The organism is Acinetobacter sp. Swhac1 (assembly GCF_013390985.1).
Lineage (GTDB): Bacteria > Pseudomonadota > Gammaproteobacteria > Pseudomonadales > Moraxellaceae > Acinetobacter > Acinetobacter towneri.
Genome location: NZ_JACASN010000024.1, coordinates 1 through 23,030, shown reverse-complemented (window position 1 = coordinate 23,030; position 23,030 = coordinate 1). Strand labels below are relative to the sequence as shown.

Sequence of the window (23,030 nt, the reverse complement as noted above, 5' to 3'; positions counted from 1 at the left end):
CCTAGATGAGGATAGCAAAATGAGCCATCTACTCGACCAATTTAAATTTTTTACCAAAAAAACAAGCGAATTTGCTGACGGTCATGGCGAAGTGCGTGACGAAAGCCGTGACTGGGAAAACAGCTACCGCAGTCGTTGGCAATACGACAAAATCGTCCGCTCGACTCACGGTGTGAACTGTACTGGCTCATGCTCATGGAAAATCTACGTCAAAAACGGTCTAGTCACTTGGGAAACCCAACAAACCGACTACCCACGTACTCGCCCAGACCTACCCAACCACGAACCTCGTGGCTGTCCTCGTGGGGCAAGCTATAGCTGGTATATGTACTCAGCCAACCGCCTAAAATACCCAAAAGTGCGTAAACCGCTACTCAAATTATGGCGTGAAGCCAAAGCCCAATTTGCCGACCCAGTCGAAGCATGGGGCAGTATCGTGTCTGACCCTGCCAAAACCGCCCAATACAAATCCAAACGTGGTTTGGGTGGCTTTGTGCGTTCAAGTTGGAACGAAGTGAACGAAATCATCGCCGCCTCGAATGTCTATACCGCCAAAACCTTTGGCCCTGACCGTATCATCGGCTTTTCGCCGATTCCTGCGATGTCAATGGTCAGCTATGCTGCAGGTAGCCGTTATTTATCATTAATCGGTGGCGTGTGCTTGTCATTTTATGATTGGTATTGTGACTTACCACCTGCTAGCCCAATGGTTTGGGGTGAGCAGACTGACGTACCAGAATCTGCCGATTGGTACAATTCTGACTATATCATCGCTTGGGGTTCAAACGTACCGCAAACTCGTACCCCAGACGCTCACTTCTTTACCGAAGTGCGTTATAAAGGTACAAAAACTGTCGCCATCACCCCTGACTATGCCGAAATCTCAAAACTTTGTGACCTATGGCTTAATCCAAAACAAGGCACAGATGCCGCCCTTGCTCAAGCCTTTAGCCATGTGATTATCAAAGAATTTTATCTCAAACAACCAAGTGATTACTTCGTTGATTATGCCAAACGCTACACCGATTTGCCGATGCTTGTTATGGTCGAAGGCGAAGGTCGAGAGTTGCGTGCAGGACGTTTCTTGCGTGCGTCTGATTTGACAGGCAACCTTGAGCAAGACAACAACCCAGAATGGAAAACCGTTGCCATCAATCAACATGGCGAATTGGTATCACCACAAGGGTCGATTGGCTACCGTTGGGGCGATGCCGAACGTGCCGACAAAGGCAAATGGAACTTGGAAGCTCGTGACGGCTCAACTGGGGCTGAGATTGATTTAGCGTTAAGCCAAAAAGACAGTGGCGAAACCGTGGAAGTCGGTTTGGATTATTTTGGCGGTGACGAACACCCTTACTTTACCGCAGTCGCTGGCGATGCCATTCAGTATAAAACTATCCCTTGTCGCACCATCAACCTTGCCAATGGTCAAACCGCCAAAGTCGTGACCGTGTTTGATTTAATGGTGGCAAATCTTGGCGTGGCAAATGGGGTTGGCGGTCAGCACGTTACCGATGATTACAATGATGCCACCGTCGCAGGCACACCTGCATGGCAAGAAGCCATCACAGGCGTAAGCCGCGAAAAAGTGATTCAAATTGCCCGTGAATTTGCCGAAAATGCCCACAAAACGCACGGTAAATCCATGATTATCATTGGTGCAGGGATGAACCACTGGTATCACCTTGACATGAACTACCGTGGCGTGATTAATATGCTCATGCTGTGTGGTTGTATTGGTAAATCTGGCGGTGGTTGGGCACATTATGTTGGACAAGAAAAACTACGTCCACAATCTGGCTGGGCCCCATTGGCATTTGCTCTTGACTGGCACAGACCACCACGCCACATGAACGGCACAAGTTTCTTCTACAACCATTCTAGCCAATGGCGTTATGAAAAATTGTCGGCTCATGAATTGTTGTCACCACACGCCAACAAAACCCATTTCCCAGAGCATATGCTCGACTACAACATTCGAGCCGAGCGTGCAGGTTGGCTACCATCTGCTCCACAGCTAAACCGCAACCCACTCACCATTGCCAATGAAGCCAAAGCAAAAGACATGAAAGTGGAAGATTATGTGGTCGAAAGCCTACATAATGGCTCATTAAGTTTTGCCTGTGAAAGCCCAGATAACCCTGCCAACTTCCCACGCAATCTGTTTATTTGGCGTTCAAACTTGCTTGGTTCATCAGGTAAAGGGCATGAATATATGCTCAAATATCTCTTGGGTACAAAAAATGGCGTATTGGGCGATGAAACCGTTGCCGAACTACGTCCGCATGAAGTCGATTGGGTCGAAAACGCCCCCACAGGCAAACTTGACCTTGTGACGACCCTTGATTTTCGTATGTCGAGTACCTGTTTGTATTCAGATATCGTGTTGCCAACAGCGACATGGTATGAAAAAGACGACATGAACACCTCGGATATGCACCCATTCATCCACCCATTGACTGCCGCCACCGACCCTGCTTGGGAATCAAAATCAGACTGGGAAATCTACAAAGGCATTGCCAATGTATTCTCACAACTGTCAGCGACCCATCTTGGCGTACAGACCGATGTCGTCACTTTGCCCATGCAACATGACAGCGTTGGCGAATTGGCACAGCCATTTGGCGGTACAGACTGGAAAACCGCAGGCGAAAAACCTGTTCCGGGTAAAAACTGTCCACATATCAAAGTTGTGGAACGTGACTATCCAAGCACCTATGCCAAATACACCGCCTTGGGTACGTTAATGGACACTTTGGGTAATAACTCTAAAGGCATGGACTGGGACACCAAAGAAGAAGTGGCACAACTTGGCGAACTAAGCTACACCGTTACCGAGCCGACTGTCGCACAAGGTCGCCCTCGTATTAACACCGCCATTGACGCTGCCGAAACCATCCTGATGCTTGCCCCAGAAACCAACGGTCATGTGGCGGTCAAAGCATGGTCAGCCTTGTCAAAAAATACAGGCCGTGACCACACCCATTTGGCAAAATCGAGCGAACACGAAAAAATCCGTTTCCATGATATCGTGGCACAACCTCGCAAAATTATCTCAAGCCCAACTTGGTCTGGACTAGAATCGGAAAAAGTCAGCTACAACGCAGGCTACACCAACGTACACGAGTTGATTCCTTGGCGTACTATCACAGGTCGTCAGCAGTTTTATCAAGACCACCCTTGGATGCAGGCGTTTGGTGAGCAGATGCAACAATACCGCCCACCGATTGACACCAAAACCGTTGAGCATTTTAAAGGCTACAAAACCAACGGCAATAAAGAAGTGGTATTAAACTTCTTAACACCGCACCAAAAATGGGGCATTCATAGTACCTATTCTGAAAACTTGCTAATGCTGACCCTTTCTCGTGGCGGTCCTTGTGTGTGGATGAGCGAAATTGACGCACGCAAAGCTGACATCGAAGACAACGACTGGATTGAAGTGTTTAACGCAAACGGCTCAATCACCGCTCGTGCCGTGGTGTCGCAACGTGTCAAAGAAGGCATGACCATGATGTACCATGCCCAAGAAAAACTGGTCAACATCCCAGGCTCAGAATCCACAGGCACTCGTGGCGGTATTCATAACTCAGTCACTCGTGCGGTGCTAAAACCCACCCACATGATTGGTGGCTATGCCCAACAAGCCTATGGCTTTAACTACTATGGCACAGTCGGCTGTAACCGTGACGAATTTGTGTTGGTGCGTAAAATGGCAAAAGTCGATTGGCTTGAAGGCAAACCCGATGACGAATTGCCTCGTCCATTACCGACTACGTTGGATTAAGATGTCATTAACCCCAACCCAACCCTCCCCTTAGCAGGGGAAGGAGCGGTTCTCCCCCTGACAAGGGGGATTTAGAGGGGTTAAATAGAGGATGATTTAGAATTATCTAGCTTTTTTAAAGCGTAGTCTAAATATAGGCTACTACTTTAGCATAATGAACCACCCAACTTATCCCCTTTGGCATGATGTTTTTGGCAAGCCGAGGGGGATACAATAAAAAAATGACAAATACCCAAATTTATGCTCGCCCCACTGATGCGGTCAGCCATAAATTAGGCAACCCATAAGGAATTTTTTATGAAAATTCGCTCACAAGTCGGCATGGTGCTAAACCTTGATAAATGTATCGGTTGTCACACCTGCTCAGTCACCTGTAAAAACGTCTGGACCAGTCGTGAAGGCATGGAATACGCATGGTTTAACAATGTCGAATCCAAACCTGGTATCGGCTACCCCAAAGAATGGGAAAACCAAGCCAAATGGAAAGGTGGCTGGATTCGCAACGCTGACGGCTCAATCAACCCAAAAATCGGGGGCAAATTCCGCATTCTCGCCAATATCTTTGCCAACCCAGATTTGCCGAGTATTGACGACTACTATGAACCGTTTGACTTCGATTACCAACACCTACACACCGCCCCGATTAGCGAACACCAACCGATTGCTCGCCCACGCTCACTGATTACAGGCAAGCGGATGCAAAAAATCGAATGGGGTCCCAACTGGGAAGAAATTCTTGGTTCAGAATTTGCCAAACGCCGTTTGGACAAAAACTTTGACAACGTCCAAGCCGATATCTACGGTCAATACGAAAACACCTTTATGATGTACCTACCACGCCTGTGCGAGCATTGCTTGAACCCTGCGTGTGTTGCCTCATGTCCAAGTGGAGCGATTTATAAACGTGAAGAAGACGGCATTGTGCTGATTGACCAAGAAAAATGTCGTGGCTGGCGGATGTGTATTTCGGGCTGTCCTTACAAAAAAATCTACTACAACTGGAAGTCGGGCAAATCCGAAAAATGTATCTTCTGTTACCCTCGTATCGAAAGCGGTATGCCAACCGTGTGTTCCGAAACCTGCGTAGGGCGGATTCGCTATCTAGGCGTGCTATTGTATGATGCCGACAAAATCAAAGAAGTCGCTGGTATCGCCAACGAAAAAGACCTTTACCAAGCCCAACTTGACATTTTCCTTGACCCAAATGACCCTGCGGTCATCGCCCAAGCCCTAAAAGACGGCGTGGATATGTCGGTCATCGAATCCGCTCAAAAATCGCCTGTGTATAAACTGGCAATGGACTGGAAATTGGCATTGCCATTGCACCCAGAATACCGCACCTTGCCAATGGTTTGGTATGTGCCACCACTATCGCCGATTCAAAACGCCGCCGAAGCAGGCACAGTCGGTATGGACGGCTTGATTCCAGATGTCGATAGCTTGCGTATTCCTGTCAAATACCTTGCCAATATGCTGACAGCAGGCGATGAAGCCCCTGTCAAATTGGCACTCAAGCGCTTACTTGCCATGCGTAGCTACAAACGCTCACAACTGGTCGATAAAGTTGATGCCCAAAGCGTGCTAGACAGCGTAGGTCTGAGCAAACACCAAGTCGAAGAAATGTACCGCTACCTTGCGATTGCCAATTACGAAGACCGTTTTGTCATCCCAACCGCTCACCGTGAAGAAGCCCTAAGCGATGCGTTTGCCGAGCGTGGTGGCTGTGGCTTTACCTTTGGCAATGAATGCAACGGTGACAGCGATTACAGTATATTTGGCAACAAAAAAACCAGTCGCCGTGACATGATTGACACCGTGCAAACTTGGGAGAGCTGATATGAGTGACGCTACCCCAACGGTTGAAAACACCAATATTGAGCAAACCAATATTCAGAGCAACAGCCATGATATGAAACTGTTAAAAGTGATTAGTTTGCTCATGGATTATCCCAGTCACGAACTGTTTGCCGATGACACGTTAGACGTTTGCAAAGACTTGGTAAAAAATTCACGCTTGATTAGCCCAGCAGTGCGAGGCGAAATCGCAGACTTGATTGACAGCTTGACAAATTTGGGTGAATTAGAAGCCCAAGCCCGCTATGACAGCCTATTTGAACGTGGTCGCACCTTGTCGCTATGGCTGTTTGAACATGTTCATGGTGAAAGCCGTGACCGTGGTCAAGCCATGGTCGATTTAATGGCTCAATACGAGCAAGCAGGATTTGCTATCGATGCCAAAGAATTGCCAGATTACATTCCGATGTACCTTGAGTTTTTGGCATACCAAGCCGTAGCCACAGGTGACGAAATGCAAGTCCGCATGGACATTGCCGATGTCAGCCATATTTTGGCAGTGCTTGGGGCAAGACTTATTGATAAACAAAGTGAGTACGCCAGCTTATTTAAGGCATTATTGCAAGTCGCAGGACAGCCGTTAAGCTTGATTGATGACGAGCTTGCCAATATGAATAAATCCGAAGCGGTCAAACTTGCCGAAGACAGCCTTGAAGCCATTGACAGCGAATGGGAAGAAGAAATGGTTGATTTCTTGGGAGCCGAGCAAGAAAACTGCCCGAGCAATCAAACCAAGCAACATATCGCCCAAACCCTCGGACAACAAGCCCAACGCAACAGTGTTGCCCCTGTGCATTGGGTCGATTTTAACCAAACTTCTAGTCGTGCCAACAGTCAGTTTAATGAATTACAAAGTCAATCAAATCATCTAAAAAATAACACCCTCAAAGAAGGAGTCCAATGATGAACGCAGAAAATTGGATGCACGTTTTTTTATACGGTATTTACCCTTATATCGCCCTCACCGTGTGTATTTTCGGCTGTTGGGTGCGTTTTGACACCTCACAGTACACATGGAAAACCAGCTCAAGCCAAATGCTTCAACCTCGCAATATGCGTGTGGCAAGCAACCTGTTTCACATTGGTATTTTGATTCTATTGTTAGGGCATTTGTTTGGTATGTTTACACCGCACGCCGTGTATGAACACTTTATCACCGCTCCGCAAAAACAAATCATGGCAATGATCGTGGGTGGCGTGGCAGGGGTCGTGTGTTTGTTTGGTTTAATCATGCTGATTATCCGCCGTTTTTCTGACCCTCGTATCAGCCATACCTCGACCTTTGGCGACAAGGCGTTATTGATTATCTTGTTGGCTCAGTTGTTGTTAGGTCTTGGCACGATTTTTGTGTCAATGGACCACATGGACGGCGTGATGATGATGAACTTGGCAAGTTGGGCTCAAAACTTGGCGATTCTTCGCCCTGTGTATGCTGCCTCACTGGTTGAGCAAGCTGGGATTGTGTATAAACTACATATGCTTTTGGGTACGACTTTGATTTTATTAGTGCCGTTTACTCGCTTGATTCACATTATCTCTGCACCGATTTGGTATTTGGGCAGACGTTATCAAATCGTGCGTCAAAAATCGGCTCAATAATCTAAATGTTATGATACGGATGTAGGGGCACCATGCTTACGCCCCACTATAGTAATTTAAAAAACTGATTTATTTTCCCAGTTCCCACGGATAGAACACTCCAGCCGTCTATTCGTGGTTTTTTTTCGTCTTTAATGACATTAAATGACCAAATTCATATCAACATTATAGCCACTATATTTCAATTCTTTTGCTAAATTCAATTTCCAATCGCCTGTTGTGGGAATATAAACTACTCCTGAAATATCATTCGGTTTTTCAACATTGCCTTTAACTAAGGCAGCAACGTTCTTTCTACCAATTTTGGCAATTAAATATCCATGTTCAAAAACTACGTTTTGCCTTGCTCTTGGTTGAAGATTATCCTTATGCTTTATATCGTTTCCAACATCACAAGGTGTATATAAAACTACTCCAAAGCCAACATCTGTATTTCTATCAATTTTTTCAATGATAGTATCTCCAGAATTTGGTTGTTCATGTAAAATGATAGGTTCAAGTTTCAATCTTTCTATAAAACGAGCAACTTCATTTTTTAACGCATCATCATGACCATGTACAATAAAAACTTTATTATTTTTTGGGCTTGGTTGGTTTAATTTCTTAATAGGAGTTTCAAGAGGTTGAATTCTTCGACAAGTCATCAAAGCACCTAGAATAAAGCTCTTTTGTTTTTCTAAAGTATCTTCATAATTACCATCTAATTGAACTTTATCTAATTGTTCAAACGCTCTCCAAGGTGAACTGTCTCTACCAAAATTAGTTAAAATAACATCCTCGCATTCGGCAATCCATGCAAGCATCTGAGGAGTTGGACGTGAATAAACACCATGATTTGTTCGATAGTTATTTTTTTCAAAACTGTGAATATCAGCCTCTTCAATTAGCTCTTCGACCTTGTCTAATATCTTCATATTTTTCCTTAAGACAATGCACTAAAGTTTCTTAAATATAGATTGAAATTCTAACTTGTAATGCTAAAGCGGTATAGTAAAAAACGACAATACCATCAATAATAATAAAAAATTTTAACCTATATGATTTAAGGGTAGCTTATGAGCGTTTCAACTTTCGACCCAAAAAACAACCAAATCAACCAAGCCAACTCTGAACAAGACGATAATATTCGTATCATGCCAACCTCAGATGACCTCAAACGCCCCCACAGCGAAAAAGAACTCATCGAAGAGGCACTAGCTGAGGCGAAACGCCCCGATAATCTAATCGCCAGTAGTCGCCAACAAATCCCCAATATCAGCGTCAATGGCGTGGTCATCGACCCCGCCGCTATCGCCCAAGAAGTGCAATATCACCCAGCCAATAGCCAAGACGAGGCGTTATTTTTATCCGCCCAAGCCCTGGTCATCCGAGAACTGCTCAAGCAAGCCGTGTATGCCGACCCCACATTGGGCGAATCCGCTTGGCAAGCCGATGAAGAAACCGCCATCAGCGACTTGATTGATAAAAACGTCCAACCCACCATACCTAATGAAGATAGCTGTCGCCAGTTATTCGATAGCAACCCACAACGCTACGTCACTCCACCGCTGTTGACGGTACGCCATATTTTATTGGCTTCGCCACCCGATGCAGGGGAAGAACGTATCGAGCTAAAAAAACAGGCGACAAACCTAATTGAAACCCTGCAAAACAGCCAAAATCGGGACGCTGACTTTATCCAATTCGCCCAACAATACTCATTGTGTCCCTCAAAAGACAACGGCGGTGATTTGGGCGAAATCGTCAAAGGTGAAACCGTACCAGAGTTCGAGCAAGCGGTGTTTGGTTTGCCTGTCGGCGTGTCGGTCAATCCCATCGAAACTCGCTATGGCGTGCATATTGTTGAGGTGTTAAGCCGTGAAGACGGTCAAGCCTTGAGTTTTGAGCAAGCCATGCCGATGATTGCCAATGAATTGATCCAACAATCGTTTCATCATGGTTTGACGGACTTTTTGTTCAAACTTAGCCATAATGCTGATATTCAAGGCATGAATTTGCAAATGAATGAAGAAAATGTGTATCGTGGGTAACGCTTTGCTAACCCGCCCTACTTATTTGAATGTATTAGAGATGAAGTATGATATCCGTCCAAGATTTAAAATCCGCCATTACCGAACGTTGCCAACAATATTTAGCCGAACATCCGCTCAATCAGCGAGCGACCCAAACGCTACCACTATTGCAAGCCAAAAATCATATTTTGGCACAAGACATCACCGCCAGTTTTGACATTCCACGCCAAAACCTATCCGCAATGGACGGTTATGCCTTTGCCAAGGGTAGCGAGCTTGCCGAACACACCGCTCTGACTATCGTGGGTGAATCGGTCGCAGGCAAGGCATTTGACGGCACATTACAAGCAGGGCAAGGCGTGCGGATTTTTACAGGGGCTATCGTGCCGAGCGATTGCGACACCGTGGTGATGCAGGAAAATACCAATTTTAACGATATTAAAGATAGCATTGATAAAACCCAGCGCTATGCCATTACGCTAACTAAAACCGCCACAGTCAGCTCAAATATCCGCTATCAAGGCGAAGAAGTGCAAACAGGCGAAACCGTCCTAACCATTGGCAAACGCCTGAATCCCACTGATATCAGCCTATTGGCAAATCTAGGCGTGGCTCAAGTGTCGGTATTTGCCCCTTTGACCGTGGGTATCATCGCCACGGGGGATGAGTTGGTACAAATTGGTGAGCCACTCACCGATTTGGCAAAGATTTATAATTCCAATACCCCAACGCTGAAATCCTTGCTCCATGAATTGCCCATTATTATCAAAGATTATGGCATTGTTGCCGACACGCTTGAGGCGACTCGAAACACGGTACAGCAAGCAATTAGCGAATGTGATTTGATTATCTCAACTGCAGGGGTATCGGTGGGCGATTATGACTTTTTAACCACGGTGATTGATGATTTGGGGCAAATTAACCATTATAAAGTGGCGATGAAACCCGGAAAGCCGTTTGTGTTTGGAGAGTTTAAAAAAGCCGAAAAAACCGTTTTGTATTTTGGTTTACCCGGAAATCCGTTATCGACGGTGGTCGGTTGTTTGCAGTTTGTCAAACCTGCGTTATGGCGACTGTCAGGGGTCAATGAAATGGATCTGCCAAAGCCATTAAGGTTACAAGCCAAAACCACCCATAACATCAAAAAAGCGGTTGGCAGACAGGATTATCAACGAGCGATTGTTGCCCAAGACGATGAGGGGAATTTAAGCGTCACGCCCTTATCCGCTCAAGATTCGCACCGTATCAAGCAGTTAAGCCAAGCGAATTGTTTGTTGGTATTACCGCAAGACAATGCAGGGGTGATGGCAGGTGAATGGGTGACGATTGAGCCTTTTAGTTGGAACTTTCAATAATTTTAATTTTTAAAATTGTTAAAAATACACTACATTGGTGAAATGATTTTGGATATCAATAAATTTTCCATCTTTCAAAACAATAGTAGGTGGGAAAAAATTGGTATCTTTAAATTCATTAATAGCTTCATCTATAGAGATAATTTCAGGATTTCTAAATTTGAAAAAACTTAACTCTCTTAAATGCTCATGAAATATCTCATCAACGAATTTAAATTTATTAATTTCTTTTTGGTCAAAGTCATCAGAGTTTTCTAAATAATTTACAAAATCCGAAAACAAAGTTTCTATAATGGCATATTGTGCATTATCAATATATTGGAGTTTTTCCATTCTGACTACATCACTCCAGTCATCATAGGTAAATAAAAAACCTTGTGAACTCTGTTGTAATATATTGTCGTAATTTTTACCAAGCATAAGCTCTTTTACTGATTGAAAAGTATTAAGCATTTCTGACTTAATCAAAGGATGTAATTTTTTCCTAGTTGTTGGTTTTTGGCTTGATAATTAATGATTAGATTATACAAAATTCCTTTAAATCTTAATACCGTCTTTATCTGTACCGCTAAAGTAGTAGTTTGCCTTGCTAATGGTGAATGGTATTCTTACTAAAAACTTGTTACAGTAAAATTTCACCCATTACCGAGGCAACGCCTAAAGCTCACCATGAAAACCATCACCACCCACCCAATGCCTGTAGGCTCAAGCCCTACCGCTCATCGTTATGCCCCCAAATCAACGCTGGTGGACGGTTTTCATAGACAACTCAATTACTTGCGCCTGTCAGTCACCGATTTTTGTAACTTCCGCTGTGACTATTGTTTGCCAAACGGCTATACCGCCAACGGTGGCAAACGCCCCGATAATGAACTTTCCCTGAATGAAATCAATATCTTAGTACAAGGCTTTGCCGAATTGGGTACAAGCAAAATCCGCTTAACAGGCGGTGAGCCGTCCATTCGCTCTGACCTTACCGATATCATCGCTTTGACCAAAAGCCACGGCATTGCCACGGTAGCGGTGAGTTCTAACGGCTATAAACTCGGCAAACACCTATCCGCTTGGCACACCGCAGGGCTAAATCAGCTTAATCTTAGCATTGATAGCTTTGACCCCATGCTGTTTAAACAAATCACAGGCTTTGATATGTTGCCGACTTTATTAGGTGATATTGATACGCTACTCGACAGCACCGATATTCGCCTAAAAATTAATGGCATACTCAAAGCCGATACCGCTTTTGACAATTTATTATCCGCCCTAGACTATGCCAAAACTCGCCCTGTGACCTACCGCTTTATTGAGTTTATGCAGACTTCGGACAATGGCAAGCTGTTTTTTGCCGAGCATACCAATGTCAGCCGAATCCGTGATTATCTACTGGAGCGTGGCTGGGTGGCACAGGTGCGAGCCAGTGATGCAGGACCTGCGACCGAGTATTGCCATGACGATTATGTCGGCAAAATCGGCATTATCGAGCCGTATGCCACGCATTTTTGTGATTCGTGCAATCGCTTGCGAGTGAGCAGTCAAGGCAAGGTGCATTTGTGTTTGTTTGATAAGGCAAGCTATGATGTGCGTGAGTTTTTGGCGAGTGGCGATGTGACTGGGCTAAAAAGAGCGGTGCAAAATCTAATGCCGATTAAGCCAGAACATCACCATTTACATGAACAAAATAGTGGGTTGATGAATAATCTTTCTATGATTGGTGGTTAAAAAGGCAATCTTGATAGCGAAACAGTCGATAAATGGCTTGCGATTGATTGTTTAGAAGATAGTTGGAAAAAAGTGCTTGCCAAAAAACACTTGTCGAGCGACTAACACCAAATCCAAAAAGAAGACAGGGCGTAAGCCTTACGCCCCTCCAGCTAACAATAAGGAACTCAAAATGACGAAACCTGCCAAACCCTTTATCCCGCTAAATATCGCTGTACTCACCGTATCCGACACACGCACGCTAGACGAAGATACCTCTGGTAAATACCTAGTCGATAGCCTAGTCGAGGCAGGTCACACCCTTGCCGAACGTGCCTTAACGACAGACTGTATTTACCAAATCCGTGCCATGGTCAGCAAATGGATAGCCGACCCCAATGTCCATGCAGTCATCACCACAGGCGGTACAGGGTTTTATATCCGTGACAGCATGCCAGAGGCGGTGTCGCCTTTGTTTGATAAAGAAGTGCAGGGCTTTGGCGAAATGTTCCGTGCCTTGTCAAAAGACGAAATCGGTATGTCCACGCTCCAATCTCGTGCGGTGGCAGGTATGGCGAATAATACAGCGATTTTCTGCTTACCAGGGTCAACTGGTGCGTGTCGCACTGGTTGGGAAGGGATTTTAAAAGAGCAACTCGACAACCGCACTCGTCCGTGTAACTTTGTACCGCATCTAATGCGTGTCAACCCAACACATGATTGATTTGGCAGGAATTGTGATTTTGGCAGGGGGCGAATCTACTCGAATGGGTTCGCCAAAAGCCCTGTTAACATTGCCAAACGGTGAAACCTTGCTAGAATGGCATATCGATCATGCTAAATCTTTAAGTACGCAATTAAGGCATGAAACAAATTTAAAAGTGCCAGTGATGATAGCGGATAATGGCAAAAATTTTTATCACCCAAGCTATTTGGAAAAAGGCAAAGTAATTGTGATTGCTGACGAATTGCCAAGCGATGACAACGGTAAAGGAGCAGGGGCATTATCTGCGATTGCCAATGCAATGTTGCAAGTGGTTTATCCTGAAGATTATTTAATGGTGATTAGCTGTGATTGTTTGATTGGTGCAAATCAGCTTTATCATCAGTTGTTTGATAGAGCAACTAATAAACATGAAGATGTTATTTATCTAAAGGGTGAAAAAGATTACCCACTATTAGGGCTATATCGCACTGATTTATTGCTTGAGCTTTATGACTATTTAGATAAGGGCAATCGGTCGGTGATGAAGTTTTTGGTGGATAAAACGGTTAAAATGGTTGAGTTGCCAGATCCTTGGGTAAACTTGGCGAATTTTAACACGAAAGATAAGTTTGAATTGGCTTTACAAAAATTAGAGAATTAAAAAATGACAAATCATTTAACCCATTTAGATGCAAACGGCGATATCGCAATGGTCGATGTATCCACCAAAACCGCCACCACACGCACCGCCACCGCCACAGGGCAAGTCATATTCCCTGCCGATATCTACACCGCCATCAAAAACGCAGACGGCATGACAAAAAAAGGCTCAATCACCCAAACCGCCTACATCGCAGGTGTCATGGGAGCAAAAAGCACCTCAGACCTGATTCCCTTATGCCACCCACTGCCACTTGATAGCGTGAAAATGAGCTTTGACTATGGCGACAGCCAGCACGCCATCACCGTGACCGCCACTGCCAAAGTCACCCACAAAACAGGGGTCGAAATGGAAGCCTTGACCGCCGTGTCAGTCGCTTGCTTAACCATCTATGACATGACCAAAGCCTTATCGCACGACATTATTATCAGTGATATCAAATTGCTAAACAAAACAGGGGGCAAGTCTGATTATGTCAACAATTAAACATTTAGAGATTTTATACTTTGCTAGTCTTGCCAAAAGTGCAGGCAAAGACGAAGATCGCATGACCTTTGACGGTCACAGCTTGACCGAGTTGTACCAATTTTTGACCGACAAATATCAGTTTAAATTACCCCAACAAAAGATTGCGGTTGCAATCAACCACAAAATTACCAATTGGAACGCACCCCTTCAAGACGGTGATGTGGTCGCCTTTATTCCGCCTGTGGCTGGGGGTTAGCATGACTTCCTTACATCAAACCTCATCCAAAATTCTTCTAAACGAAGACGAAGCCTACCAAACTGCTATTAATCAAGGCTTTGCGTTACTTGATAAGCCAATTGATGACAGACGGCTGAAACAAGCTTTGCTTAATGGCAATTGTGGGGCATTAGCAACTTTCGAAGGTTGGGTACGCAACCATAATAACGCTCGCCCAGTCACCAAGCTGACCTATTACGGCTACGAAAAACTGGCAATTAACCAAGGTGAAAAACTTATCACACAAGCCAAACAGCAGTTTGACATCATCAATGCGGTGGCGATTCATCGGATTGGTGACTTGGCAATCGGTGACATGGCGGTATGGATTGGCGTTACGGCTCACCACCGCTACCCTGCGTTTGATGCGTGCCGTTGGTTACTCGATGCCATCAAAGCAGATATCCCTGTGTGGAAACAGGAATTTTATGCCGACAGTGAAGAAAGTTTGTGGTTGAGTAATAATGGTTAGAAAGGATAAATAAAAACGATGCCCACCGCTATTTTAAGTGTTTTATTCTTTTTATCCGCTTTGTTATATTCATCCGTTGGGCATGGCGGTGCATCTGGCTATTTGGCGGTCATGGGAATTGTCGGCGTCGAGCCTGCGATGATGAAACCCACGGCATTGTGCTTAAATATCCTCGTGTCTGCAATTGCGTTTTGGCGGTTTTATAGTGGCAAAAATTTTTCGTGGCAGATTTTTTTACCACTAGCGGTGACTGCTGTACCAATGGCATTTATTGGCGGTATGACCCATTTGCCAAGCTACTTTTACAAGCCGATTGTGGGGGCAGTATTGGTATTTTCTGCCCTTTATTCGTTCAAATCTGCCAAAGTTTTAACCGCTGACCATTCGCTAAAACCTGTATCAAAGTGGCTGTTGGCTGTGGTCGGTTCGATACTCGGTTTGTTGTCAGGTTTGACAGGCGTCGGCGGTGGCGTGTTTTTGAGTCCGATTTTGTTGTTTAGCAACTGGGCAAGCCCAAAAGTAGTGGCAGGAATTGCCTCGGCATTTATTTTGGTTAATTCGATGTCTGGGCTGTTGGGATTGCTGATGACAGGCGGTAAGCTCCCATACGAATTACCGATTTGGTTGGTGGTGGCATTGGTGGGTGGCTTTGTCGGAGCGACTTATGGCAGTAAACGCCTTGCCGACCCAATGCTCAATAAATTACTGGCGGTGGTGTTGCTCATTGCAGGAGTAAAGATGTTTGGTATTTTTGAATACATGGCAAATTACTTTTGGTAAAAAGCACAAATTAACACACCTTATCACTCACGTATTTGGTTTATATGTCTTATGACAAGACGATTCGGTTCGCTCTTTAGCGAGGATACATATGTCACTTAAAGACTGAACTGTACTTGGAGTGTCGGAGACCTAAAACTCTGAGACAATACCCTTATGAAAAGCAAACAATACAGGGCAGAAGTTAAGACACGAGCCATCGAATTACTGATTGAATCACAAAAAGATTATCCCTCACTGTGGGCGCCCATCCAAGCCATCGCCCCCAAATTAGGGTGTACCCCTGAAACCCTACGCTCATGGCATCAAAAGCACCTAGCTAAGCAAAATCCTGTTATCGTCACTACTCAAAGCCAAGCCACTCGCATTGCAGAGCTTGAAAGAGAGATTAAGGAGCTTAAACAAGCCAACGAAATCATTCGAAAGGCGGCCGGTATTGAAGCCCAGGCAAAGCTCGACCGCAAACCGAAGTAATGGTCAAATTCATTGATGACGAAAAACACAACCATGGGGCCCTTTCGATTTGCAGAATCCTGCCAATCGCACCATCCACCTACTATCGCATCAAAGATGAACAGGAAAACCCAGAGAAGCAAAGCCGACGCAGGCAAAGCGACAAGCACCTCATGGCACAAATCAAACAGATTTGGCAAGCCAGTGGCTGTCGATATGGCATTCGTAAAGTTTGGCACAAACTCAAACAGAATGACTTACCCAAACTGGCTCGCTGTAGCGTTGAACGGCTCATGAAACAAGCAGGCATCCAAGGCGTATGGCGTGGTAAAGGCAAAATCACCACCAAACAACGTGATGATCAACATAAGCCAAATGACCTTGTAAAACGTAACTTTACCGCAGACGCTCCAAACAAGAAAAGACGATTGCGGAGCAGTGCTCCTCAGGTCGCAGATTTTACCTACATCAAAACTAAATCAGGCTGGGTCTATACCGCCTTTGTCATCGACGTGTTCAAGCGAGTTATCGTGGGTTGGAAAGTATCCAATCGCATGGATACCCAACTGGTGCTTGATGCGTTAAATCAAGCCTTAGACGCTAGAGGTAGACCAAGCGGGGTAATTCATCATTCTGATAAAGGTAGTCAGTACCTATCGATTAAATACGGTGAACGGCTTAAACAGTCTGGACTTGCTGCCTCAGTCGGCACGACAGGCGATTCCACTTCAGGCATAGCCCTGCTTTGCCCGAGTGCAAGACGGAGAGCTATGCTCGTAGTGGATGCGGAAAATATCTACTGTTGTTCATTAATTCCGTCAGGCTATGCTGCCTGACTCAAGTAAACTTGTCTCCGATAAAACCAGGACGGTTCAAAGCCCTTTTGCTCTGATTTACTGGTAGTTTTAACGCTTTGAGAGTCAATAATGGCGTAGGTTGGTGTTGCTGTTTTGCCAACGCTCAATCGTTTTTTTAACCAAGGCTTGTAGTATTTCATCCCAAAGCCCTGCTTGATTGGATAAATTTAAAATTATCAATTACAGTATTGACCACAAACCCTTAAAAACTCACTCCGTTCTATGATAAGATGATTACGCCAATCTCAACTTTTAAGTGCTTGAAATAAAAAGGACATAACCCAATTTTAGTTTCGACCAAGAAATCAAAGCAAAGTTATGTCCATTGAAGAATTTATCATTTTTGTCTATTTAATCATAGAAGAACTTTACCTCATTGTTGTTGATCGACCGCTTAGAACTCGTGGCTTTCCACCTGCTGTGACTGATGTGGAAATCATCACTATGCAAATTGTGGGGGAATTTCTTAGTCTAGACACGGACAAAAGCATTTGGATGTATTTTAAAAACAATTGGTTAGAGTGGTTTCCAAAATTGGGGTCTTACCCCAATTTCTGTAAGCACTGTGCAAACTTGTGGCATATCAATCAGAAAATTATGTCTCAACTCAATCATCGTTATGGTTCAGATAATATTCACTTTATTGATGGTTTCCCAATCCCTGTCTGTGCTTACACAAGAGCCAGAGGACATAAAAACTTTAAAGAACATGCAAGTTTTAGTTATTGTGCTGCAAAGCAAGAAAAATATTATGGGTTTAAAGGTCATATCGTCATTAATCTTTCAGGAATGATTACAGGTTATACCTTTGCCCCTGCTCATTGTGATGAACGAGATGTTGCTCCTGAGATCACAAAAAATATTTATGGTTTACTTGGAGCGGATAAGGGGTATTTAAGACCCGAGTTGACAAGGCATTTAGAATCTCAAGGTATTGATTTACAAACACCATTTAGAAAAAATATGAAAGATTCCAGACCTAAAGATGCAATGCGAACGCTGATGAAGGCTCGGAGAAAGATTGAGACTGTGATTGGTCAATTAACAGATCGCTTTCACATCCAAAAGGTAAGAGCAAAAAACTTATGGCATTTAACGCATCGTATAACGCGTAAAATTCTTTCACATACGGTTTGTATTGTGCTAAATAAAAAACTAGGTCATTCGCCAATTCAGTTCGAAAATCTTATTTTAAGTTGAGATTTGCGTGATGATTATCAGATTGAATAATAAAATAGAAGGACATAGCCATGGGACAGTTAAGCCATATTACGGGTATCGAAGTAGATTATAATAATTTAAATAATGACCGTTTTTCTTCTAATACTATTGAAGCCATTAAGTATCGTAGAGCCTACGCTAGGGCGAATAATGCGATTGAAGGTGTGGTACTATCTGAGACTGACAGACGCTTTATGGATAGCATTCCTGTTGGTATGTCAAAAACCGACTTTACCAAAGCTGTACTCAATCACCTACGCTCAAAACGCCACTAAGCTTAATAATATCCAGAATGAGTTCATCAAACTCTAATACGATTAAGGCTCAAGCCTATTTTCAAGGTGAAATTGGTAGAAGCCCGCTTGTTAATAAACTAGGTATTACCATCCAACAAGAATTAGAAGCCGTCGAAGCCTTTTACGTCGAACATGCGATTGTCAACGGTCTATCAAATTGGCTGCCATAGCTTCTCTAGAGGCCGCTAAGCCATTCATACAAGCAGGTACCCCGGCATAGACCGCCATTTGAATCACAACTTCTGTAAATACCCCAAACTTATAGTTAAAACTGTAATATAATAAACATTTTTGATCACTACTATGCCCAAAGTATACCACCAAGACTTACGAGACAGCGCCGTCAAGCACTGGCAAAAGGCAGGCAACAAAAGCAAAACAGCCAGGCTATTTGAAATCAACCGCAACACCCTTGATGACTGGATAAAACTCTATCAAGCACAAGGGCATACCAAGCCAAAACCCTTTGCCGCTGTGGGTGTAAAACATATTATCACTGACCTAGTCGCCTTTGAGGACTATGTTAAATCACAAGAATTTGACACCGCAAAACAACTTAGAGAACAATACTTAAAGGACCATCCCGATGTCAGTATTTCCTATAACGCCTTTTTGGAAACACTACGTCGAATCAAATGGAGCTTTAAAAAAAGACCACGCTGTTTAAGCAAGCCGACCCCATAAAGCAAATTGGGTTTAAACTGAGGCTAGGTTTACTGCTTTTAACCTTAAGTATCACGGCTGGCAACATACTGTTTATGGATGAAACAGGTTTTTGTCAAAGGCAATATTACACCCGCAGTTGGTCACCGATTGGCAAACCCTGTTATGCTAAAATTGATGCCAATAAAGGCAAACGCTTAAACTTAATCGGAGCGATGCGGTTAAATGATTTTAAACTCATCGCTCCTATGACCTTTGAAGGTGGTTGTAAACGAGTGACGGTTGAAAATTGGCTACACACGTTGGGACGAGATTTGCCAAAAGATGATAATGGCATAGTTCAGTTTACGTTTGTGATGAGCCTGTCGAACCATCAACGTAAACCTTAACCCTTCGACAGGCTCAGGGCGAACGGTTTTTTATTTCAATTTAACCCACCTCATAACTAGGCGGATTCAACGAAAAATAAGGAAACATAATGTCAATCAAAGTCTATACCGCCACCAGCCCTGCCAAACTCTTATTGGTTGATGACCACCCGATGATACGGCGTGGGCTTGCCGATTTGCTAGGCTTTGAGAATAATATCAGCGTGGTTGCCGAAGCCAATCATGGTGAAGAGGCACTGGCATACCTTGCCAATCACAGCGTGGATTTGATTGTATTAGACAACAATATGCCTGTGATGAATGGACTTGAGACCCTAAAGAAAATCCGTGAGCGTGAGATAGAGGGCAAAGTGCTACTGTTCACCGTATCCGACAACAGCAAAGACGTACAAGACGCTCTGCAACTGGGCGTGGACGGCTATCTGCTCAAGGACATGGAGCCTGAAGATATTATCAAAGATATCCACAAAATCCTGCGGGATGAGCTGGTCATCAGCCCAAGTCTAGCCCCGATATTGGCACAAGCCATGCGAAAACCTGCCAAATCCGCAGACAATTTTGACTTGACCGAACGTGAACAGCAAGTGTTACAGATGATAGCTGAGGGCTTAAGCAACAAGATGATAGGCAATAAGCTTGGCATTGCTGAATCCACGGTCAAAGTCCATGTCAAGCATATCCTAGGCAAAGTCGGACTGCGTACCCGTGTCGAAGCCGCCGTCTGGGCTGTACAGCAGTATCAGAAGTGAACTGTCATTAACAAGCTATTTACCACTTTTAGCTAATCCATTCCACCTAAATAGGCATGGGCTAAATCCGCATAATTTGATAAGGTGATGTTAAATCAACCACCTTGCTATAGCCCATGACCGACCAAGCCAACCCCTTACAACATCTTATTGACAACAATCAATTTTGGTCGCAGGCTCTATCCGCCCGTGATCCAGATTATTTCCCAAGATTATCCCGCCAACAGCACCCCAAATACCTGTGGATAGGCTGTTCGGACAGCCGTGTCCCTGCCAATGAAGTGGTCGGCTTAATGCCTGGAGAGCTGTTCGTGCATCGCAATGTCGCCAACATGGTGGTGGCTACGGACATGAATTTGCTGTCCGTTTTGCAATATGCGGTGGATGTACTCAAAGTTGAGCACATCATCGTCTGTGGGCACTATGGCTGTGGTGGGGTCAAGGCAGCATTAAGTCATCAAGAATATGGCTTGATTGACAATTGGCTTCGTGCGTTAAAAGGGATGCGGTACCAATACGACGATGCTTTTCAACACCTTAGCCTAGAGCAAGAGGTGGATTTACTCTGTGAAATTAATGTAAAACGCCAAGTGACCAACGTTTGCCATACCACGATTGTGCAGAACGCTTGGCATCGGGGCGAAAAGCTATCAGTGCATGGCTGGATATATGGCTTATCCGATGGGCGTATTCACGACTTAAACGTCAGTGTCTCTGGGCATCATCAGTTGATTGACGCTTTTATTTATACATTGTAATTGGAGTCATCTGAGAATTCGGACCATAATGTACGCTAAGGAATTTTGTCGAGTATTTATAAAAATGATAAAGGTTAAGGTGTCCAAAAAACGGTGATTTTTTAGACATTTTATTTTAGGTAAACAATAAGGGCTTTTAGCCCCCATTCCTGTATAGCAAGTCGTCAATCAAACAAATGCTAACTATTCTTAACAGCAAAAGTTTTTAATGAGCAACGCGCAGTAGCACTTGGGGTTCAACTTTTGCAATTTTCAGCAGAACGCTAGCCGCCTTTGATGGATAGCGTTTCCCTTGCTCCCAAGCTTGTAAGGTTCGGACTGACACACCTAGAATTTCAGCAAATTCTCGTTGTGATAGTCCCACATTCTGTCTGGCTTCAATGGCTTCGTTAACAATAGGTTGCTCACGTACTACACCTTGCCCGGCTTTAGCTTGTCGGACACTTTCAAGCAATAATGCCCCGAGCTCATCCCCAGTAAACTCATGGTTAGCCAAGTTAATAGTATCTAAGTCTTTCATGCTTTTTATTGCCATGTGTCTAACTCCTTTACCAAGTCTTTTAGTATATGAGCAGGAATATTTTCGGTTTTCGCCTTGGCATAAACCAATAGCATAAAGATTTTACCGTTTTCTAAGCGATTATAATAAATCACTCTAACACCACCGCTTTTACCACCACCTTGCCTAGCAAAACGCACTGTACGAACACCGCCACTTTTCGAAACGACATCACCAATATCAGGATTTTGGCTAATCATGGTATGCAGTTCGCCCTGTTCTTCTTTAGTTAATAGGCTATCAACCATTTTTATATACAAAGGCGTTTCAACAATGGTAAACATAAATAATCTTACATACTACATTGTAGTAGTATAACAGACTATGCATTTAAAATTAACCTCAAAATTTAAATGCTATAGGCTTAAAAAAACAGGTAATGCAAAGGCTATTCAGAATTTAGCAAATCCACCCCTGCCTTTTTAAGCTCCCCTTTCGCCGTCACATAATGATATAGGGTACTACTCGGAATATCACCCAGCTCTTTACAAATCGCCGGAATACTTTTGGTTTGGTCAGCCATTAAATGCTGGGCATAACGAAGTTTCTCAGCCGTCATAATTCTAGGTCTGCCGCCTTTACGCCCCCGAGCCCTAGCAGCCGCAATCCCCTCTTTCACCCGTTGACGAATAATATTGCGCTCCATCTCTGCAAACGCCGCTTGAATCTGTAAAAACGCCCGACCTGCGGGTGTGGTGGTATCCATCGGTGAATTAATCGCTTTAAAGCCAATGTCTTTTTCAGCCAGTTCATCAATCAACTTTATCAAATCACTGGCTAACCGCCCTAACCTATCCAAATCCAAAACAACTAGCACATCGCCTTTTCGCAAATAATTGAGACAATCATCCAAGCCTTTACGTTGGGAATTACTACCCGATGCTTTGTCTTCAAAAATCCGCTCACAGCCGATTTCTGTTAACGCATCAACTTGACGATCCAATAATTGTTTCCCTTCAGAAGTTGACACTCGGGCATAACCGATTAAACTCATGATAAATTTCTCACGATAAATGATAATTATCATATCTTATCATTTTTAGATTTATTTGGCTTTATCGTGAAATAAACTTAATAAAAAAGTGCCGAATTAGCGCTGATTTACGAACTCACGAAAAACAATAGGTTGTCGGTATTATGTAAAACTCGTCTATTAAGCAAACATTTGTTAGATAAACATAAAATCAATAAGTATTTAAGTATTCGCAGATTCAAATCTCAAGTGCAACACATTTGTAGTTAGTTGAAAAAGTTAGGTGTATTCATAGAATCATTAGACTTTTTCAACCCGCAATTGGAAAGCACACAATGAAGAAATACACCCAACTTTCTCAAGATGAAAGATACGAAATTTATGCTACTTTGAAAAGTAAAAGTTCAATCGCTACCCTTGCTCGGGAGTTAGGACGTTCACGA

General features: G+C 43.9%; 25 protein-coding genes and 1 pseudogene. 21 read left to right on the top strand and 5 right to left on the bottom strand.

What is annotated here, in order from left to right:
• Positions 1-19 precede the first annotated feature (19 nt).
• The 4 genes from HX743_RS11920 to narI all read left to right on the top strand — a co-directional run bounded on the left by HX743_RS11920 (position 20) and on the right by narI (position 7,240).
• The gene (locus HX743_RS11920; protein ID WP_178319329.1) at positions 20-3,787 is read left to right on the top strand and encodes a nitrate reductase subunit alpha; all 3,768 of its coding nucleotides are present in this window, start codon (positions 20-22) and stop codon (positions 3,785-3,787) included.
• Positions 3,788-4,084: 297 nt separating this feature from the next.
• Positions 4,085-5,623, top strand: a complete 1,539-nt coding sequence (narH, locus tag HX743_RS11915) for a nitrate reductase subunit beta (RefSeq protein ID WP_178319328.1) — start codon at positions 4,085-4,087, stop codon at positions 5,621-5,623.
• A 1-nt stretch (position 5,624) separates the two neighbouring features.
• Entirely contained in the window at positions 5,625-6,545 is a 921-nt protein-coding gene (gene narJ / locus HX743_RS11910) for a nitrate reductase molybdenum cofactor assembly chaperone (RefSeq protein WP_250316237.1), read from the top strand.
• Positions 6,545-7,240, top strand: coding sequence for a respiratory nitrate reductase subunit gamma (gene narI / locus HX743_RS11905; protein ID WP_250316236.1), 696 nt, complete (start codon positions 6,545-6,547; stop codon positions 7,238-7,240). Before narJ ends, narI begins: the two co-directional genes overlap by 1 nt.
• Before the next feature lie 140 nt (positions 7,241-7,380).
• On the opposite strand, the gene HX743_RS11900 is transcribed toward narI, so the two are convergent.
• Positions 7,381-8,154 carry a TIR domain-containing protein gene (locus HX743_RS11900; RefSeq protein WP_178319326.1) on the bottom strand — a complete coding sequence of 258 codons (774 nt, stop codon included), beginning with the start codon at positions 8,152-8,154 and terminating at the stop codon, positions 7,381-7,383.
• A gap of 141 nt (positions 8,155-8,295) precedes the next feature.
• On the opposite strand from HX743_RS11900, the gene HX743_RS11895 reads away from it, so the two are divergent.
• Positions 8,296-9,270, top strand: a complete 975-nt coding sequence (locus HX743_RS11895) for a peptidylprolyl isomerase (RefSeq protein ID WP_178319325.1) — start codon at positions 8,296-8,298, stop codon at positions 9,268-9,270.
• A 47-nt stretch (positions 9,271-9,317) separates the two neighbouring features.
• Complete coding sequence (gene glp / locus HX743_RS11890) at positions 9,318-10,607, top strand: gephyrin-like molybdotransferase Glp (protein WP_178319324.1); 1,290 nt, start codon at positions 9,318-9,320, stop codon at positions 10,605-10,607.
• An 18-nt stretch (positions 10,608-10,625) separates the two neighbouring features.
• Here the strand turns inward: glp and HX743_RS11885 are convergent, their stop codons facing one another.
• On the bottom strand, positions 10,626-11,060 hold the full coding sequence (locus tag HX743_RS11885; RefSeq protein ID WP_214129017.1) for a hypothetical protein: 435 nt from the start codon (positions 11,058-11,060) through the stop codon (positions 10,626-10,628).
• Between the two features lie 240 nt (positions 11,061-11,300).
• Here HX743_RS11885 and moaA point away from each other — a divergent pair, with 240 nt between their 5' ends.
• The 14 genes and pseudogenes from moaA to can all read left to right on the top strand — a co-directional run bounded on the left by moaA (position 11,301) and on the right by can (position 21,055).
• On the top strand, positions 11,301-12,326 hold the full coding sequence (gene moaA / locus HX743_RS11880; RefSeq protein WP_250316238.1) for a GTP 3',8-cyclase MoaA: 1,026 nt from the start codon (positions 11,301-11,303) through the stop codon (positions 12,324-12,326).
• A 172-nt stretch (positions 12,327-12,498) separates the two neighbouring features.
• The gene (gene moaB / locus HX743_RS11875) at positions 12,499-13,029 is read left to right on the top strand and encodes a molybdenum cofactor biosynthesis protein B (protein WP_178319321.1); all 531 of its coding nucleotides are present in this window, start codon (positions 12,499-12,501) and stop codon (positions 13,027-13,029) included.
• The gene (locus tag HX743_RS11870; RefSeq protein WP_227522709.1) at positions 13,007-13,672 is read left to right on the top strand and encodes a molybdenum cofactor guanylyltransferase; all 666 of its coding nucleotides are present in this window, start codon (positions 13,007-13,009) and stop codon (positions 13,670-13,672) included. Before moaB ends, HX743_RS11870 begins: the two co-directional genes overlap by 23 nt.
• A gap of 3 nt (positions 13,673-13,675) precedes the next feature.
• The gene (gene moaC, locus HX743_RS11865) at positions 13,676-14,158 is read left to right on the top strand and encodes a cyclic pyranopterin monophosphate synthase MoaC (RefSeq protein WP_178319320.1); all 483 of its coding nucleotides are present in this window, start codon (positions 13,676-13,678) and stop codon (positions 14,156-14,158) included.
• Entirely contained in the window at positions 14,145-14,396 is a 252-nt protein-coding gene (locus HX743_RS11860) for a MoaD/ThiS family protein (RefSeq protein ID WP_178319319.1), read from the top strand. Before moaC ends, HX743_RS11860 begins: the two co-directional genes overlap by 14 nt.
• Position 14,397: 1 nt before the next feature.
• Positions 14,398-14,889, top strand: coding sequence for a molybdenum cofactor biosynthesis protein MoaE (locus HX743_RS11855; protein ID WP_178319318.1), 492 nt, complete (start codon positions 14,398-14,400; stop codon positions 14,887-14,889).
• Positions 14,890-14,907: 18 nt separating this feature from the next.
• Entirely contained in the window at positions 14,908-15,669 is a 762-nt protein-coding gene (locus HX743_RS11850; RefSeq protein WP_178319317.1) for a sulfite exporter TauE/SafE family protein, read from the top strand.
• A gap of 156 nt (positions 15,670-15,825) precedes the next feature.
• Positions 15,826-16,847 (top strand): annotated as a pseudogene (locus HX743_RS16415) (IS3 family transposase); the annotation flags it as partial.
• 450 nt (positions 16,848-17,297) lie between these two features.
• Positions 17,298-18,179: an IS982-like element ISAba47 family transposase gene (locus HX743_RS11835; RefSeq protein ID WP_178319314.1), complete on the top strand. Its 882-nt coding sequence runs from the start codon at positions 17,298-17,300 to the stop codon at positions 18,177-18,179.
• A 50-nt stretch (positions 18,180-18,229) separates the two neighbouring features.
• The gene (locus HX743_RS11830; RefSeq protein ID WP_050324814.1) at positions 18,230-18,475 is read left to right on the top strand and encodes a hypothetical protein; all 246 of its coding nucleotides are present in this window, start codon (positions 18,230-18,232) and stop codon (positions 18,473-18,475) included.
• Between the two features lie 324 nt (positions 18,476-18,799).
• Positions 18,800-19,180, top strand: a complete 381-nt coding sequence (locus tag HX743_RS11825) for a helix-turn-helix domain-containing protein (RefSeq protein ID WP_178319313.1) — start codon at positions 18,800-18,802, stop codon at positions 19,178-19,180.
• Positions 19,181-19,254: 74 nt separating this feature from the next.
• Complete coding sequence (locus HX743_RS11820) at positions 19,255-19,548, top strand: transposase (protein WP_178319312.1); 294 nt, start codon at positions 19,255-19,257, stop codon at positions 19,546-19,548.
• 89 nt (positions 19,549-19,637) lie between these two features.
• Entirely contained in the window at positions 19,638-20,297 is a 660-nt protein-coding gene (gene narL, locus HX743_RS11815) for a two-component system response regulator NarL (protein WP_178319311.1), read from the top strand.
• 116 nt (positions 20,298-20,413) lie between these two features.
• A complete protein-coding gene (gene can, locus HX743_RS11810) occupies positions 20,414-21,055 on the top strand; it encodes a carbonate dehydratase (RefSeq protein WP_178319310.1) in 642 nt (213 codons plus the stop codon).
• 205 nt (positions 21,056-21,260) lie between these two features.
• On the opposite strand, the gene HX743_RS11805 is transcribed toward can, so the two are convergent.
• The 3 genes from HX743_RS11805 to HX743_RS11795 all read right to left on the bottom strand — a co-directional run bounded on the left by HX743_RS11805 (position 21,261) and on the right by HX743_RS11795 (position 22,641).
• Complete coding sequence (locus HX743_RS11805; protein WP_065263946.1) at positions 21,261-21,590, bottom strand: DNA-binding transcriptional regulator; 330 nt, start codon at positions 21,588-21,590, stop codon at positions 21,261-21,263.
• Positions 21,581-21,898, bottom strand: a complete 318-nt coding sequence (locus HX743_RS11800) for a type II toxin-antitoxin system RelE/ParE family toxin (RefSeq protein ID WP_178319309.1) — start codon at positions 21,896-21,898, stop codon at positions 21,581-21,583. The genes HX743_RS11805 and HX743_RS11800 overlap by 10 nt, the downstream gene beginning before the upstream one ends.
• 104 nt (positions 21,899-22,002) lie before the next feature.
• Positions 22,003-22,641 (bottom strand): recombinase family protein, encoded by a 639-nt coding sequence (locus HX743_RS11795; protein WP_250316235.1) that lies wholly within the window; start codon positions 22,639-22,641, stop codon positions 22,003-22,005.
• Between the two features lie 281 nt (positions 22,642-22,922).
• Here HX743_RS11795 and HX743_RS11790 point away from each other — a divergent pair.
• A partial coding sequence (locus HX743_RS11790) for a helix-turn-helix domain-containing protein (RefSeq protein WP_178319009.1) occupies positions 22,923-23,030 on the top strand: 108 nt, incomplete at its 3' end.

Bases quoted from the DNA above. Each gene is read 5' to 3' on its own strand.
- HX743_RS11850 (WP_178319317.1), top strand. From the start codon at position 14,908: ATGCCCACCGCTATTTTAAGTGTTTTATTCTTTTTATCCGCTTTGTTA.
- HX743_RS11835 (WP_178319314.1), top strand. From the start codon at position 17,298: ATGTCCATTGAAGAATTTATCATTTTTGTCTATTTAATCATAGAAGAA.
- HX743_RS11895 (WP_178319325.1), top strand. From the start codon at position 8,296: ATGAGCGTTTCAACTTTCGACCCAAAAAACAACCAAATCAACCAAGCC.
- narI (WP_250316236.1), top strand. From the start codon at position 6,545: ATGAACGCAGAAAATTGGATGCACGTTTTTTTATACGGTATTTACCCT.
- narH (WP_178319328.1), top strand. From the start codon at position 4,085: ATGAAAATTCGCTCACAAGTCGGCATGGTGCTAAACCTTGATAAATGT.
- HX743_RS11855 (WP_178319318.1), top strand. From the start codon at position 14,398: ATGACTTCCTTACATCAAACCTCATCCAAAATTCTTCTAAACGAAGAC.
- glp (WP_178319324.1), top strand. From the start codon at position 9,318: ATGATATCCGTCCAAGATTTAAAATCCGCCATTACCGAACGTTGCCAA.
- HX743_RS11920 (WP_178319329.1), top strand. From the start codon at position 20: ATGAGCCATCTACTCGACCAATTTAAATTTTTTACCAAAAAAACAAGC.
- narL (WP_178319311.1), top strand. From the start codon at position 19,638: ATGTCAATCAAAGTCTATACCGCCACCAGCCCTGCCAAACTCTTATTG.
- can (WP_178319310.1), top strand. From the start codon at position 20,414: ATGACCGACCAAGCCAACCCCTTACAACATCTTATTGACAACAATCAA.
- HX743_RS11805 (WP_065263946.1), bottom strand. From the start codon at position 21,590: ATGGCAATAAAAAGCATGAAAGACTTAGATACTATTAACTTGGCTAAC.
- moaC (WP_178319320.1), top strand. From the start codon at position 13,676: ATGACAAATCATTTAACCCATTTAGATGCAAACGGCGATATCGCAATG.
- HX743_RS11830 (WP_050324814.1), top strand. From the start codon at position 18,230: ATGGGACAGTTAAGCCATATTACGGGTATCGAAGTAGATTATAATAAT.
- moaA (WP_250316238.1), top strand. From the start codon at position 11,301: ATGCCTGTAGGCTCAAGCCCTACCGCTCATCGTTATGCCCCCAAATCA.
- HX743_RS11825 (WP_178319313.1), top strand. From the start codon at position 18,800: ATGCCCAAAGTATACCACCAAGACTTACGAGACAGCGCCGTCAAGCAC.
- HX743_RS11800 (WP_178319309.1), bottom strand. From the start codon at position 21,898: ATGTTTACCATTGTTGAAACGCCTTTGTATATAAAAATGGTTGATAGC.
- HX743_RS11900 (WP_178319326.1), bottom strand. From the start codon at position 8,154: ATGAAGATATTAGACAAGGTCGAAGAGCTAATTGAAGAGGCTGATATT.
- narJ (WP_250316237.1), top strand. From the start codon at position 5,625: ATGAGTGACGCTACCCCAACGGTTGAAAACACCAATATTGAGCAAACC.
- moaB (WP_178319321.1), top strand. From the start codon at position 12,499: ATGACGAAACCTGCCAAACCCTTTATCCCGCTAAATATCGCTGTACTC.
- HX743_RS11860 (WP_178319319.1), top strand. From the start codon at position 14,145: ATGTCAACAATTAAACATTTAGAGATTTTATACTTTGCTAGTCTTGCC.
- HX743_RS11885 (WP_214129017.1), bottom strand. From the start codon at position 11,060: ATGCTTAATACTTTTCAATCAGTAAAAGAGCTTATGCTTGGTAAAAAT.
- HX743_RS11795 (WP_250316235.1), bottom strand. From the start codon at position 22,641: ATGATAATTATCATTTATCGTGAGAAATTTATCATGAGTTTAATCGGT.
- HX743_RS11820 (WP_178319312.1), top strand. From the start codon at position 19,255: ATGGATGAAACAGGTTTTTGTCAAAGGCAATATTACACCCGCAGTTGG.